The sequence below is a fragment of the Rhodococcus sp. PvR099 genome (assembly GCF_017833315.1).
In the GTDB taxonomy this organism is placed as follows: Bacteria; Actinomycetota; Actinomycetes; order Mycobacteriales; family Mycobacteriaceae; genus Rhodococcus_G; species Rhodococcus_G oryzae.
In genome coordinates this window covers 4,567,308-4,580,567 of sequence record NZ_JAFIBV010000001.1, presented here as the reverse complement: position 1 = coordinate 4,580,567, position 13,260 = coordinate 4,567,308, and the positions used below count along the sequence as shown (strand labels likewise).

The 13,260-nt window shown below is 65.7% G+C and carries 14 protein-coding genes; 9 read left to right on the top strand and 5 right to left on the bottom strand.

Annotated elements, in window-relative coordinates; translation table 11 throughout:
- The first annotated feature begins 7 nt into the window (after nucleotides 1-7).
- On the top strand, nucleotides 8-1,207 hold the full coding sequence (locus JOE46_RS21170) for a histidine kinase (protein WP_307861319.1): 1,200 nt from the start codon (nucleotides 8-10) through the stop codon (nucleotides 1,205-1,207).
- Complete coding sequence (locus JOE46_RS21165) at nucleotides 1,204-1,872, top strand: response regulator transcription factor (protein WP_209928359.1); 669 nt, start codon at nucleotides 1,204-1,206, stop codon at nucleotides 1,870-1,872. Before JOE46_RS21170 ends, JOE46_RS21165 begins: the two co-directional genes overlap by 4 nt.
- A 451-nt stretch (nucleotides 1,873-2,323) precedes the next feature.
- Here JOE46_RS21165 and JOE46_RS21160 read toward each other — a convergent pair whose 3' ends face one another.
- The 3 genes from JOE46_RS21160 to JOE46_RS21150 form a co-directional block, all read right to left on the bottom strand.
- A complete protein-coding gene (locus JOE46_RS21160; protein ID WP_209928357.1) occupies nucleotides 2,324-2,860 on the bottom strand; it encodes an AAA family ATPase in 537 nt (178 codons plus the stop codon).
- Nucleotides 2,861-2,983: 123 nt separating this feature from the next.
- The gene (locus tag JOE46_RS21155; RefSeq protein WP_307861318.1) at nucleotides 2,984-3,151 is read right to left on the bottom strand and encodes an ATP-binding protein; all 168 of its coding nucleotides are present in this window, start codon (nucleotides 3,149-3,151) and stop codon (nucleotides 2,984-2,986) included.
- A gap of 995 nt (nucleotides 3,152-4,146) precedes the next feature.
- Nucleotides 4,147-4,587 carry a decarboxylase gene (locus tag JOE46_RS21150; RefSeq protein ID WP_209928356.1) on the bottom strand — a complete coding sequence of 147 codons (441 nt, stop codon included), beginning with the start codon at nucleotides 4,585-4,587 and terminating at the stop codon, nucleotides 4,147-4,149.
- Nucleotides 4,588-5,148: 561 nt separating this feature from the next.
- Between JOE46_RS21150 and JOE46_RS21145 the strand changes: the two genes are divergently transcribed.
- From JOE46_RS21145 to JOE46_RS21130, 4 genes are read left to right on the top strand one after another with little or no spacing between them, the layout of a single operon-like run.
- Nucleotides 5,149-5,499 carry a PadR family transcriptional regulator gene (locus JOE46_RS21145; protein WP_097211614.1) on the top strand — a complete coding sequence of 117 codons (351 nt, stop codon included), beginning with the start codon at nucleotides 5,149-5,151 and terminating at the stop codon, nucleotides 5,497-5,499.
- Between the two features lie 2 nt (nucleotides 5,500-5,501).
- Complete coding sequence (locus tag JOE46_RS21140; RefSeq protein WP_097211615.1) at nucleotides 5,502-5,864, top strand: DUF1048 domain-containing protein; 363 nt, start codon at nucleotides 5,502-5,504, stop codon at nucleotides 5,862-5,864.
- A gap of 25 nt (nucleotides 5,865-5,889) precedes the next feature.
- Entirely contained in the window at nucleotides 5,890-6,720 is an 831-nt protein-coding gene (locus tag JOE46_RS21135; protein WP_209928354.1) for an ABC transporter ATP-binding protein, read from the top strand.
- Nucleotides 6,717-7,481, top strand: coding sequence for an ABC transporter permease (locus JOE46_RS21130; RefSeq protein ID WP_097211617.1), 765 nt, complete (start codon nucleotides 6,717-6,719; stop codon nucleotides 7,479-7,481). The genes JOE46_RS21135 and JOE46_RS21130 overlap by 4 nt, the downstream gene beginning before the upstream one ends.
- Nucleotides 7,482-8,366: 885 nt before the next feature.
- On the opposite strand, the gene JOE46_RS21125 is transcribed toward JOE46_RS21130, so the two are convergent.
- A complete protein-coding gene (locus JOE46_RS21125) occupies nucleotides 8,367-9,590 on the bottom strand; it encodes a hypothetical protein (RefSeq protein ID WP_209928353.1) in 1,224 nt (407 codons plus the stop codon).
- A 198-nt stretch (nucleotides 9,591-9,788) separates the two neighbouring features.
- Nucleotides 9,789-10,901, bottom strand: a complete 1,113-nt coding sequence (locus tag JOE46_RS21120; protein ID WP_209928352.1) for a DUF418 domain-containing protein — start codon at nucleotides 10,899-10,901, stop codon at nucleotides 9,789-9,791.
- Between the two features lie 186 nt (nucleotides 10,902-11,087).
- On the opposite strand from JOE46_RS21120, the gene JOE46_RS21115 reads away from it, so the two are divergent.
- The 3 genes from JOE46_RS21115 to JOE46_RS21105 all read left to right on the top strand — a co-directional run bounded on the left by JOE46_RS21115 (nucleotide 11,088) and on the right by JOE46_RS21105 (nucleotide 13,229).
- The gene (locus JOE46_RS21115) at nucleotides 11,088-12,293 is read left to right on the top strand and encodes a sensor histidine kinase (protein WP_097211621.1); all 1,206 of its coding nucleotides are present in this window, start codon (nucleotides 11,088-11,090) and stop codon (nucleotides 12,291-12,293) included.
- 17 nt (nucleotides 12,294-12,310) lie between these two features.
- Nucleotides 12,311-12,943: a response regulator transcription factor gene (locus JOE46_RS21110; RefSeq protein WP_257017458.1), complete on the top strand. Its 633-nt coding sequence runs from the start codon at nucleotides 12,311-12,313 to the stop codon at nucleotides 12,941-12,943.
- 64 nt (nucleotides 12,944-13,007) lie between these two features.
- Nucleotides 13,008-13,229 carry a hypothetical protein gene (locus JOE46_RS21105; RefSeq protein WP_097211622.1) on the top strand — a complete coding sequence of 74 codons (222 nt, stop codon included), beginning with the start codon at nucleotides 13,008-13,010 and terminating at the stop codon, nucleotides 13,227-13,229.
- Nucleotides 13,230-13,260 lie beyond the last annotated feature (31 nt).

Genomic DNA, 13,260 nt, shown 5'->3' with positions numbered 1-13,260 from the left:
GGGTGGCGTGTCGGCAGCACTGCGGTCTGGCCCCCGGTACCTCCGCACCGTGTGGCCCTGGCGGTCGTTGGCCTGCCTCGCCACCGCGGGCGTCCTCTCGGTTGTCACCGTGATCGGCATCCTCCCTGTCCTGCTGTTGGGCATGACGCGTCGACTGCGGACGGCGTTGTGGGAACCGATGCTTCGCGCGCACAGCGCGCGACTGAGGCTGGTCGATCGGTCGATCGCGGACCGTGCGGACGTGCAGGTGACGGCGTCCGCGAACGAGGAGCGACTGCCGACGATGCGGCATGTCGCGTACGTCCTGTGTGCGGCGATCTCCGGCGGCGCCGCCACCCTCCTGGCGATCTTCGGCGTCACCATTGTCGGGATGCTTCTAGCCGCGCCCGTGGTCATCCGCGACGACCACTTCGATCTCGGCGCGTGGACTGTCGAAACCAGTTCGGGTGCCTGGGGTTTGGCGCTGGCCGGGGCAGTCGGCACGGTGCTGCTGCTGGTGGCGGTCGGCGCCTGGGCCGCGTTCGAGGCGGCGATGGCCCGTCGTCTCCTCGGGTCCGACGCCGATCCGTGGCGTCTCGAAGCGGCCCGCCTCGAGACGACCCGTTCCGCGCTACTCGACGCAGAGGGCTCGGAGCGGACCCTCCTCGAATCGGAATTACACGACCGGGTACAGCACCGACTGGTTGCGCTGTCGATGAACCTCGGACTGGCCGAAGCAGCCGACTCGGACGGACCGACGGGCCGGCTCGCCGCCGATGCTCACCGGCAGGTGGACGAGACGCTCGCGGAGTTGCGGGCCGTGCTGCGCGGCTACTCGCCGCGGGCGTTGATCGAGCGGGGCCTCGCCCCCGCGCTGACGGACCTGGTGGCAGACGTCCCGCTCGACGTGACCATCGCGCTCGACGGTGTCACCGGTGCGGGGGAACGACTGTCGCCGCCGGTCGAGCACATGTCCTACGTGTTGGTGTCCGAGGCCCTGACGAACGCCGTGCGACACGCACAGACTCGACATGTCACCGTGCAGGGTGACCGCGTCGGGGACATGTGGCTGTTGACCGTCACCGACGACGGCGCGGGCGGCGCACACATCACTGCCGGTGGCGGTCTGGACAGGCTGCGTGGTCGTCTCGGCGCTCTCGACGGAAACCTTTCTGTGACAAGTCCGGTCGGGGGTCCCACGACAATTCGGATGGAGTGTCCGGTGTGAGTCCGACCGAACGGCCGCTGCGGATCGTGCTCGCAGAGGACAGCCCGCTGCTACGGGCCGGCGTGGAGAGCGTGCTGGCGTCCGCCGGACACGTGGTGTGCGCGGGTGTGGCGGATGCGCAGGGGCTCCTCCACGCGTGGGAGGCGCACCGACCGGACCTCGTGGTGACCGATGTCCGGATGCCGCCGACCAACACCGATGACGGACTGCGCGCGGCGGCGGCACTCCGCCAGCGCGATCCGGACCTCCCGATCGTCGTACTGTCCCAATACGTCTCGGTCGCCTATCTCGACGAGTTGCTCGGCGACGACACCGCACGGGGCGGCGTGGGATACCTCCTGAAGGAGCGCGTCGGACATGTCCGTCAGTTTCTCGACGCCGTGGATCGGGTTGCTCGTGGTGAGACCATCATCGATCCCGACGTCGTGCGGGCTCTCGTCAAGGCCACCCGCAGCCGCGCGCCGCTGGCGGTTCTCACGGACCGCGAGCGGGAGGTCCTCGCACTGGTCGCCGAGGGGCACACCAACTCCCTGATCGCACAGCGGTTGACGGTGTCCGAAGCCGCCGTGCGCAAGCACGTCGGGTCCATCTTCTCGAAGTTGCCGCTGCAGGATGGTGACAGACGCGTGCAGGCGACGCTCATCTACCTTCGGTCGCTGGGCTGACGACGGGGTGAGGCAGGTCTACGCTGCCCCGGTCCGACCACAGCCACCGCCGCAGGACTGCTCCAATCGACACCCGACTGCGGCACCTGCATGCCATCCATCTGGAATCCATCCAGATTTGTGTGATCAAGAGCCGTCCTTAAGTGTGATTACCGACTGGTCAACCTATCCAATCCGCATGCCGCCCAGAACAACCCACCATTGATGAACATCGCCGCGTTTCCAGTCCACGCTCTTCCAGGACCGGCCGTACGGCTTTGGCTGGCTCGTACGCAGTCGTCGGCCAGCCCGCTCGCTCCACGGCGGGCGTCCAAGCCCCGTCGACCCCGCACGCGCCGCCCGGCGCGGCGCGTCCACGCCCGCGACGTCGAGGCTGGGCTGCCCGGTTGTGATGTCGCGGCTGCCGCACCAATTTCTTCCTTGGCGTGTTTACCGTCCGACGTTGCCCGAGCTAGAGGCGAAGGCGAAACCTACTGGAAGCAAGGGCATCGGTGACGCGTTCGATTGTGCGGCGCGCATCGTCGCTCGACGTGTCGAGTACGTACGGCTCGTACTCACCCAGGGACGCGAACTGCGCCCACATCGTGACAATCGGGTGCTCGTCGACGAGCGCATCGGGCGCCGTGCGAGCCTGAGCGCGCGAGAGAGTGGTGCTGCGGTCGGGCCGGAGTACGACATAGTGGAGGGCGATATCCGTTGTGTGGCTGCGGAAGTGATCGAGCATCCACGGCCCGACGATACCGTCGAGTACCGTTGTGAATCCGCCTGCCGCGTACGTGAAAGCAGCTCCGGCGATGACGTCCATGACGGTCTGGTTCTGTGTAGCGGATGCTGGCTCGTACGGCGGGATCGCCCCGGCGACAATGTAATGCCAGAAGTCATCGGTATGCAGGTGCACGCCCCGCTCGAAGCTCCGGGCGAGCGCGGCCGCGACAGTGCTCTTCCCCGCTCCCGGCGGGCCGGTCAGAATGATCACGGTTCCGCTCATCCGATGAGCCCCCTTAGGTGCCGTCCTGTGCGCTCGGTCAGCAGATCACTCTTCTTCGACCCGACTGGCTCTGTCAACTGGAAATGGCGCAAGGTGGGGTCTGACCGTCCCGACCCCGACGGGTTAGCCGGTGGTCGCTGCTTCGGCGTGGGTGAGTCGATAGGCGTGGGTGCCGGTCTCGATGATGGTGTTGCGGTGGGTGAACCGGTCGATGATGGCTGCGCAGAGTCTGGGGTCGGTGAAGAGGGTGTGGGGCGCACGATTCGCTTTTCGCGGCGTTAACCGCGGCACCTAAAGGCCATCAATCTGGAATCCATCCAGATTTGTGTGATTAGAGGCGCCCGTTAAGTGTTATCACCGACCGGTCAACCTATCCAATCCGCATGCAGCCCAGAACGAACCGCCATAGGTGAACACCCCTCCATCCAACCATCCACTGTCCACATCCATTCATCCATCCATGTGTTGGAAGGGCATCCGGATTTTCGGGAAGTCCTCATCTCTCAGCGTGACCGTTTTGGCACATCCGCACTCCACACCGGGGCCGAGAAGGTCGCAGTGCGCCGTTGGGACTTCATATCGGCGACGCATCGATCTAGGAGCCCGCAGACTTCTAATCTACGCAGGGGCAAGCGCTGTCCCCCGGTAACGCCGGGTGCCGTTCGGCTTCCTGGGTCAGTGCGGGCGAAAGGCCCATGGCTTTCGCAGTCGGCGCTGGACTTCTGCCCGCTCACAGCCGGCACTCATGTCACGGGCGATCGGAATCGACTCGACAAGCCCGGGTGGAGTACTCCTCGCGGACGAGGATCGGGTGTTCACCCCGCGAATCCAGTCTTGGGTGGTGTCGGGCCGTGCCGTGATGCCGATAGACCCCTACGGGACTGGCAGTGGCACAGGGCAATTCGGGTGTAACAGCGACGGCGACGGATCGGCCGAGTCGGCTACAGGAGGCTGAGGCAGTACAAGTAGAAGCGGTGGACAACCAGCACTGCGACGGCGAGGAACCAGAATGTCACCGAGATCAGGTGGCTCCCGGCCGCGGTCATGGCTTTCGTACGGACGGGCCGGGCGAAGGTGCCGTTGTGCAGTTTCCGGAGGGTGACGTATCAGAAGACCTGGATGGTCGCGGCCCACACGACCATGCAGTACAGACAGAGGGCGCCGATGACGTAGAGCTCTGCGCGATCAGCCAGTGCACGAATGCCACGGCAGCGGTCGCACCGAGTTTCAGGCCCAGCCAATACCAGCGGGCGCCGGAGGCGAGTACGGCGCCGGTCGCCGCAAGGTCAGTCCGTCGAAGTCGTAGCGAAAGCAGTGGGCCTGGTCATGAATGTGACGCTGGGGCGCGGGAACCGGTAGGTCGCACACGCCACATCCAACGCGTCGTCCACCGCGGTGACCAACTCGAGCTCGTGTCCCGCCGGCCGTTCAGCAACCTCGATGACCAACTCGGTGAGGATTTGGCCGTGGTCACGGTGGACCTGCTCCATCAGCGAGACCATCAAGTCGACTGTCGCGCCGATGCTCCGCGGCGCGGCTACTTCACCGCTGACGGTGTAGCAGAGCCCGACCAAGGAGAGGTTTGGCTGCTCGATCACCTCAGTCAGCTCGCGCGTGATCGCGCGCCGGGTCGCCGCATCGGCCTGCTGGGGCACGTGAACCAGGGCGTTCCGCTTCGGCTGCGGCCGGGCCAGCCAATGGTGGCGTCGGTGCAGATGCAGGGTCATCGAGTGCCTCCTAGGACATCCGGGCGTCTCGGGTGCAGACTCCCTCTCCCCATATGTACCGCTGATAGCAGTCGACGCGCCGCCCCATTGACGAACTGCTTACATTGCCGCGCACATCGTTGACGCGACCTTCACGCCCCGGTCCTCAAGTAGTGGTCGCGCAGGAACCCGCCTAATCGGCTAACCCATGGCGCACCTTGTGGTTACGGCCCGTGCACGGCTGTGTGTGGATCGTTGCGCCACTCGGCTTCGAAGCGTTCACTCCCGCGGGCAACCCCGACAGGTTTCGGGCTGTACATCGCCAGAGCGGGATCGCTGTCCAAGAACGCCCTCCAGATGCTCGCCTGCCGGAACGCAGACAATCAAGTCTGGTCGCCTGGCGACTGGTTCTCCTGCTCCCGCCCAGAGGCGCCTACACGTCGATTCGGGAACCCATGATCACTATCCGCTCGCCCGGCAGGCCGAAGTACTCCGCAGCATCTACCCCTTGCGCGATCACTACTCAGCGCTACTATCTAGTGGTAGTCAGCAACACTGAGTAGTGGAGAGGAGGGGGGTTCCATGGGCAGGCAGATGACCGAGATGCTCAAAGGCACGCTCGAGGGCATCGTCCTCGCGATTCTGGCCGTGCGGCCGGCGTACGGCTACGAGATCACGGCGCGGCTTCGCGAGCAGGGTTTCTCCGAGATCGCCGAGGGCACCATCTACGCCCTGCTGGTCAGGATCGAGCAGCGCGGGTTCGTCGATGTGGAGAAGGTCCCGTCCGAGAAGGGGCCGCCGCGCAAGGTGTACTCGCTCAACTTGCTGGGCGGCGAGTACCTCGAAGAGTTCTGGAGGACGTGGAGCTTCCTCGCGGAACGGATCGAACAGCTCCACCAACACGTCGAACACCCGCAGAACGAAGGAGAGTAGTCATGGCCGCAGGATGGATCGAGCAGATCACGGGCTCGTTCGAGGACAAGAAGCGTTGGCGCGAGTACAAGGCCCGCAAGGAACAGCTCCCTACGAGCTACCGAACCGGGATCGACGGGCTTGAGCGCTATTTCATGTACGCCGGGTCGATCGTCAAGGGCGATGTCCTCATGCAGATGCACGAGGACCTCGCCGACCTGATCGAGCGCGCCGCTGCAGACGGCACCCCGATCCGCGACATCGTCGGGGACGACCCGGTGGAGTTTGCGGACACCTTCATCCAGAACTACTCGGACGGCCAATGGATCAACAAGGAGCGCAAGCGCCTGACGGACGCCATCGATCAGGCCGCCGACGAGGAATGAACCCGCCAAGAACGGAGAACCGGATATGACCACCGATCAGGCCCTCGAACCCGCGATCCGGGTGCAGGGCATCGTGAAATCGTTCAATGACCTACACGTGCTGCGGGGTGTCGACTTCGACGTGACGGCGGGGAGCATCCTCGCGCTGCTCGGCTCGAACGGTGCTGGCAAGACCACGCTGGTGCGGATCCTGTCGACGCTACTGAAGGCCGACGCGGGCGCCGCCACGGTGCACGGCTTCGACGTCGCCGCGAATCCCGGCAACGTGCGCGAGTCGATCAGCCTGACCGGCCAGTTCGCCGCGATCGATGAAGTGCTCACCGGCCGTGAGAACCTCGTACTGGTCGCCAAGCTGCGTCACCTGAAGAACCCGAGTGCGATCGCCGACGACATGCTCGCCCGCTTCTCACTCACCGATGCAGGCAGCCGCAAGGCGGCGACATACTCGGGTGGCATGCGACGTCGGCTCGACATCGCGATGAGCCTGATCGGGAACCCGCCGATCATCTTCCTCGACGAACCCACCACCGGGCTGGACCCACAGGCCCGGATCGAGGTGTGGCAGACGGTCAAGGAACTCGCCACGGGCGGCACGACCGTGCTGCTGACCACCCAGCACCTCGACGAGGCCGAGCAGCTCGCCGACCGCATCGCGATCCTGCACAAGGGCACGATCATCCAGAACGGCACCCTCACCGAACTCAAGAAACTCCTCCCGCCCGCCAAGGTCGAGTACATCGAGAAGCAGCCCTCCCTCGAGGACGTCTTCCTCTCCCTCGTCGGTGACACCGGCGAGACCGAAACCGCCGGCGACCGTACCGACGGCACTGTCCCGGCAGGAAAGGAATCCCGATGACCACCCACGTCCTCGGCGACACCGGCGTCCTCACCGGCCGCTCGCTGCAACACATCGTCCGCAGCCCTGACACGATCGTCACCACCGCGGTGACCCCGATCGCGCTGATGCTGCTGTTCACGTACGTGTTCGGCGGCGCGATCAACACCGGATCCGACGAGTCGTACGCGAACTACATGCTCCCCGGCATCCTGCTCATCACGATCGCGTCCGGCATCGCGTACACCGCGTACCGGCTGTTCCTCGACATGCAGGGCGGCATCTTCGAACGCTTCCAGTCCATGCCGATCGCGAGGTCGAGCGTGCTCTGGGCGCATGTGCTCACCTCCATGGCCGCGAACCTGGTCTCGGTCGCGATCGTCACCGGCGTCGCGCTGCTCATGGGGTTCCGCACCGGAGCATCCGTGGCCGCGTGGCTCGCGGTCGCCGGCATCCTGATCCTGTTCACCCTCGCACTGACCTGGATCGCCGTGATTGCCGGGCTCTCGGCGAAGACGATCGACGGCGCGAGCGCGTTCAGCTACCCGCTGATCTTCCTGCCGTTCATCAGCTCGGCGTTCGTGCCCACCGACTCGATGCCCGGCCCGGTCGCGTGGTTCGCCGAGAACCAGCCCGTGACTTCCATCGTGAACACTATCCGAGCCCTGTTCGCCCAGGAACCCGTCGGCAGTGACATCTGGATCGCCCTCGGTTGGCTGGTCGGCATCCTCGTCGTCGCCTACACCTTCGCGATCACCATCTACCGTCGCAAGATCAGCTGAGTCCGAGTGCCTCCCACGGAAGGCACACACCCGTGCCACACGACGTCGCCCGCTTCCCCGCACCGGGGCGGGCGGCATCGTCAATCAGCGGCGCGGTCCCCGAGGCTGGGCATGGTTGGGTGATGACGCATGCTCAGCATGTCGTTCCCGAGTTGTCGAGTTTCTCGTCAAGCACCACAGCTGAAGAAGCAAACCAATCGAAACGGTTTCTTCGACCCGAAGGCCAACCGCGAAGCAACCTGGAACTCATCCAGATTCGTGTGATCTATAGCCGCCCTTAAGTGTGATTGCCAACTGGTCAACCTATCCAATCCCCATGCAGCCCAGACCGAATCGCCATTGGTGAACACCCCTCCACCCACGCGCTCGCCTTCCATCCACATCCACCCACCTTCCTCCATCCATCCATGCCGCTCCATCTCGCTCGCTCGGTGCCGTTGCAGGAGACCCTCGACGCGGCTGGTGTCGCGGGCGATCGGCACGTCCTCGACCAAACCGGGCGGAACAGGCGGAGAACAGGGTGCCGTCGATCCAGACGGTGCCCCGAATCGGGCCGGGATGCACGGCGCACCGGCGGGGATGAAGGTCGACGATCAGGATGTCTCCCTGCCGCAACGGCAGGGAGAACGTCAGCGGGCGGCGCAGTTGTATGCGCGGTCGCACAGGGGCTCACGCGGCGCCGGCATCTCCCCCGCTCGACCGGACCAGTCCCGCCCTGCCGTCGCGTTATACAATCCTGACGATGCTTGCACCCAAAACGGCAGTAGTGCAATCGATTTCATCCGGCGGGCAATGGAGATTTCATCCGACCTGCAGCTTCCTCCGTCGCCGAAGCCTGCTTCTCGCGACCAGGCATCGACGCCTCCAGGCGTAATACGAGTGGCCTCACCGGGTGTACGCCACCTCGGGGAAGTCGGGCGAAGGGCCGTCCAGCAGGTGACCGATGCCGCGCAATTGCTGGTCGAAGAAGGCGAGTGGATAGGCTTGCTGGAACGCAAGCGCACGATCGGTCGGGATGGTGCCGACCATTTCTTGTATGTCCTCCGACGAAACGCCTGCGAACGGAAGAGCGATCGGTATGAGCTGAGCGTCATCGCCGAAAGAGTTGTGCGCCGCACCCTTCAGTGTCAGGTTGAGTCGCCATCCGCGCAGATTTGACCAGAACTTCTGTAGGAGAGGGTTGGTGGCCCTGCCGCCCTTGCCCTCGGTGTCCACCACGAGGAATGGTCGATCCAGGCCGGCCTCGACGACCGGTCCGACACCTCCGCCGTCCAGACCCATGCCTGCCTTGATGCGTCCGTCGGCGTACATTGCCGATGCTGTGGCCGCGGCACCGAGAGAATGACCCATCATGCCGACCCGCGTGAGGTCCAGTGCACCTGCGAGGCCTGCGGGAAGTGGCGCGCTGTCGACGTCGGGGTTGTGACCGGCCTCCAGCGACTCGAGCTGATCGAGTACGAATCGTGCGTCGTCCGTACGAACGCTGACCGCTTTGCCGAAGTCCGTGATCTCGCCCTCCGGATTCGTCACGACCCGATTGCCTGGGAATTCCACGACCATTGCGTCGTAGGTGTGATCGATGGCGACCACCAGGTACCCGCGGCTGGCCAGCTCCTGTACGACGCCGGTGCCATAGGCTCGTGATGCGTTGGCTCCAGGGGAATACAGCACCACCGGCAAGTCCCCCAGGCTCCGGTCGACAGGCGCTCCCACGAGGCCCCGAGTATTGCCGAAGGCAACCTTGCCCGGCTCCACACCGGCGTGTTCCATATAGCTGTCAGCAGCGGCCTTCGGCAACCACGGGGCGCTCGGGTACTCGCCCTCACCTGCCCGCGTGGGATACCACAGGCTGACCATCAGTTCCCGCTTTTCGTTGGCCACCCAGGGATCTGGGCGTGACTCGTCGATCAGGTGCAGGGACTGTGTGCCGATCCGATTCGGTCCGGTCGGCGCTGCCGGCGAAAAATCGGCGGCTCCGAGACTGGACGCTGGGAGCGCCCCCGATGTTGTCGCGATGCGAGCTTCCGTGTCCGTACAGGCCGTGGTGGCGGTCGCTATGGCGACTGTAATCAGCGCTGCGCCAGAGATCATCATTGCTCGTCTGTTCATGCTTCCCACGATCGCGCACCGCAAGGCACCACACATCTGCGCACGGGAGGACATTTGCTCCGAGTTCCTCAGGGATAACCCCTACTGGCATCGCGGCGGATAATCGGAGTGGCGCGCGGTCCACCGCCGATACCCGGTCTTCGAGAGCGCCTACGCTGTTCAGGCCGGACCGGACGCGACGGGCCGCGCACCTGGTGGTCATCTCGAGCGCGATCGGCCGTAGGTCGCCATACGAAGGACCCACTCGACCGGGCCGTAGCGGTGGCGCCGGACCCACCACGCGCTGACAACCAGCTGGATCGCATAGACCGACGCGGCGATGCCGAGCACCGCCCAGTCGGACAGGCGCCCGACGAGCGCGAAACCGTATCCGGTGAAGATGATGGCGGTGACCACCGACTGGCCGATGTAATTGGTCGCCGCGAGCTTTCCGGCCGGCGCCAGCACCCGGGCGACCGATGGGTGCCGGTCCATGACCCGCAGCACGGTGGCCCCGTACGCCGCGGCCAGGACCGGGCTTGCGAGTGCGTTCGGGCCGGTCAGGATCGGCATCTCGGTCACCGCAGAGAGCACGGAGATCGGAGCCGCGACTCCGAAGCCGATCCACTGGACGGGGCGGAGCAACGGCCGGTAGCGCTCCGGGCGTTCGAGCAGCCGCACCTTGCCGGCAGCCAGGCCGACCAGGAACAGTGGCAGCACACTGAGCAGACTGATGAGCAGGAACGCGGCGATGTTATCGGTGAAGTTCTCCCATCGGTAGTGCGCGGCGTCCAACCATCCCGACTGCATCGCCGCCAACTCCCTCGCGGTCTCCGCATCCTCCGCGGAGCCGGTGGCCGCCGCGGATTTGATCATGCCCAGCACGGTCATCCCGATAACGGAGATTGAGAAGGGCACCGCCGCCGCGATCAGCGCGGTTCGGGGGCGAAGGGAACTGAGCGCCAACAGGATCAGGCCCATGACCCCGTAGCAAAACAGGATGTCTCCGCTGAAGAAGAACACGTAGTGCACCAGCCCGACCGCCATCAGCGCCAGGCAACGCCGCACTGTCCTGGCTCGCGGGCTCGCCCCGGCGCGCTTTGCCGAACGGATCTGCATCGTGAGGGAGTAGCCGAACAGGAAGGAGAAGATCACGTAGAACTTGTTGTGGAATATCGCCGCGATCAGCGACTGCGCTGGACCGTCGGCGAATCCGCCCGGGGTCGACATCACGGTGATGTTGACCATGAGGATGCCGCCGAGCGCGAAACCGCGCAGCACGTCGAGTGCTTCGATGCGAGAGACCGCAGGGGCCCCTATCTGGGTAGTCATACCGTGACATTAGGAGCGCATGCACAGTGTTCAGATCGCCCTGCGGGCAGATTCGGCCGCAAGCACACTGGGGAGCTTTCCCTAGGGGAAAACCCTGATTGCGGCGGGCGACGACCGGTCTGTGCCGTGCCGATCATCGGACCGTAGGGGGATGTCTCGGCGGGCACCACTTCCTACGATGGGCAGATGCCGGTCACGCCGCATCCACCCCTGATCACGCGGCTTCCGCCCGGATTCTGGCTCGTGCTCGATGCCGCATTCGGCGCGCTGGTCGCGCTATGGAGCATTGTCGAGCTGCAAGGGGAATCCCGCGATCCAGACCCACTCGGCCGCGGACTCCCACATCCGGGCCCGGCCGCCCTTGCGCTGGCCGTCGGAACCATCATCGCCTCAGGCATGGTGATCGCACTGCGCCGCCGCGCCCCGCTCGGTGCGTCCCTGGCCCTTCTGGCAACGTGGGTCGTCTTCGTCGCCGTGGACGGTCGGTACTGGATCGCCGTCGTCGTATGCACCACCACAATCGTCGCCGCGACCATGGTGGTGTACCTCCTGGCGTCGACCCGCGGCACCTGGATCGGCCTGAGGGCGCTCGGGGTCGCCGTCGCGGCCGGCGCCCTGGCGCTCTTCGGCCATGCCGACCTGCGACAGTTCGGGTACCTGGCCGCCATCGCCACGACGAGCGCGTGGGCGATCGGGTACGCGGTCGCACGGCATCGCGCATACCGCACGGACCTCGCCCGACACGAGCGCCGGCTCGTGCACGCCGAGTTCGTAGAACAGCGGCTCGAGATCGCCCGCGAACTGCACGACGTCATCGCCCACAGCATGAGTGTGGTCTCCATCCAATCCGGGTACGGGCTCTACGTGCTCGATCGAGACCCGGCGAAGGCACGCTCGGCCCTCGACGCGATCCAGGCCACGAGCCAGTCCTCGATCCGAGAGCTGCGGAACCTGCTCGCCGTGCTGCGCGCGGGGTCCGGCAACGACGGCACCGACGGTCTGGTCCCCACACCCCGGCTCGCGGACCTCGACACCGTGATCGGCCGGACCGAGGACGCCGGCGTCCAGGTGGACCTGCGGATCACCGGCACCGCCCGGCCCCTCACTGCGGGCATGGAGGTGTCCGTCTACCGGATCATCCAGGAAGCCCTCACCAACGTGGTCAAGCACGCGGATGCGACGACAGCCGTAGTCCGGGTGGACTACAGGGCGGACGAGTTGGCCGTCGAGATCTGCGACGACGGCTGCCTCGGGACCGCCGCTCCGGACGGGCACGGCCTGTCTGGGATGCGCGAACGGGTGGCGATCTATGGTGGACGATTCAGCGCGGGTGCCGGACCGGACACGGGCTTCCTGGTCTCGGCCCGTCTCCCGATGGGCGGACTCAGTTGAGATCACGGACGATTCGCGTGCTGGTGGCCGACGACCAGATGCTGGTGCGGTCCGGCGTGCGCGGCATCCTCGAGGCCGCCGACGGATTCGCCGTGGTCGGCGAGGCCTCCGATGGGCGGGAAGCGGTGGCCATCGCGCGTGCGACGGACCCCGACGTCGTCCTGATGGACATCCGGATGCCCGGCATGGACGGGATCGAGGCGACCCGCCGCATCACGGCGACCATGCAGGCACGGGTTCTGATTCTGACGACCTTCGACATCGACGACTACGTTTACGGCGCGCTTCGCGCCGGCGCGAGCGGATTCCTCCTCAAAGAGGCCACACCACAACAGTTGCTCGACGCAATCGAGGTCGTCGCCGCCGGCGAGGCCCTGCTGGCACCGAGCGTCACCCGCCGACTGATCGGGGAGTTCACCAGCCGGCCCACCGATGCCCCACCGGTCCCGATCGGCCCGCTCGCCATCACCGCCCGCGAGCGCGAAGTGCTCACCCTCATCGCGGAGGGCCTGACGAACAAGCAGATCGCAGATCAGCTGTACATCACTGAGGGCACGACGAAAACGCATGTCGGCCACCTACTCGCCAAGCTCGACGCACGCGACCGCGTACACCTGGTGATCATCGCGTTCCAGGCCGGCCTGGCGTGAGCTCGACCAGACAGTGACCGGCCCGGCCTCGTCTCCTCCCCCTTACCTTCTTCGTAGCCCCGGTATGTCTCCTTCCCTCTGTTATCAGACCGAGGAAGTCGAACACGTATGGGTCCTGGACCAGCTGCTGAGCGAGGTCCGACTCCGAGACAGCGAGCGTCATCGCGGGATGGCGGCCGACGAAACCTACTGGCTCACCGATACCGCCTGGATCGGCACCGATTCGCTCACCTGGGTGCTCGACGACCCTCGTGAGCAGCCCGCATTAGCCGAAGAAACGCATTAAGGACACCGAACCGCCCAACCGCCACTGGAAA

Bases quoted from the DNA above. Each gene is read 5' to 3' on its own strand.
- JOE46_RS21105 (WP_097211622.1), top strand. From the start codon at position 13,008: ATGTCTCCTTCCCTCTGTTATCAGACCGAGGAAGTCGAACACGTATGG.
- JOE46_RS21130 (WP_097211617.1), top strand. From the start codon at position 6,717: ATGACCACCCACGTCCTCGGCGACACCGGCGTCCTCACCGGCCGCTCG.
- JOE46_RS21120 (WP_209928352.1), bottom strand. From the start codon at position 10,901: ATGACTACCCAGATAGGGGCCCCTGCGGTCTCTCGCATCGAAGCACTC.
- JOE46_RS21145 (WP_097211614.1), top strand. From the start codon at position 5,149: ATGGGCAGGCAGATGACCGAGATGCTCAAAGGCACGCTCGAGGGCATC.
- JOE46_RS21135 (WP_209928354.1), top strand. From the start codon at position 5,890: ATGACCACCGATCAGGCCCTCGAACCCGCGATCCGGGTGCAGGGCATC.
- JOE46_RS21150 (WP_209928356.1), bottom strand. From the start codon at position 4,587: ATGACCCTGCATCTGCACCGACGCCACCATTGGCTGGCCCGGCCGCAG.
- JOE46_RS21115 (WP_097211621.1), top strand. From the start codon at position 11,088: ATGCCGGTCACGCCGCATCCACCCCTGATCACGCGGCTTCCGCCCGGA.
- JOE46_RS21125 (WP_209928353.1), bottom strand. From the start codon at position 9,590: ATGAACAGACGAGCAATGATGATCTCTGGCGCAGCGCTGATTACAGTC.
- JOE46_RS21140 (WP_097211615.1), top strand. From the start codon at position 5,502: ATGGCCGCAGGATGGATCGAGCAGATCACGGGCTCGTTCGAGGACAAG.
- JOE46_RS21160 (WP_209928357.1), bottom strand. From the start codon at position 2,860: ATGAGCGGAACCGTGATCATTCTGACCGGCCCGCCGGGAGCGGGGAAG.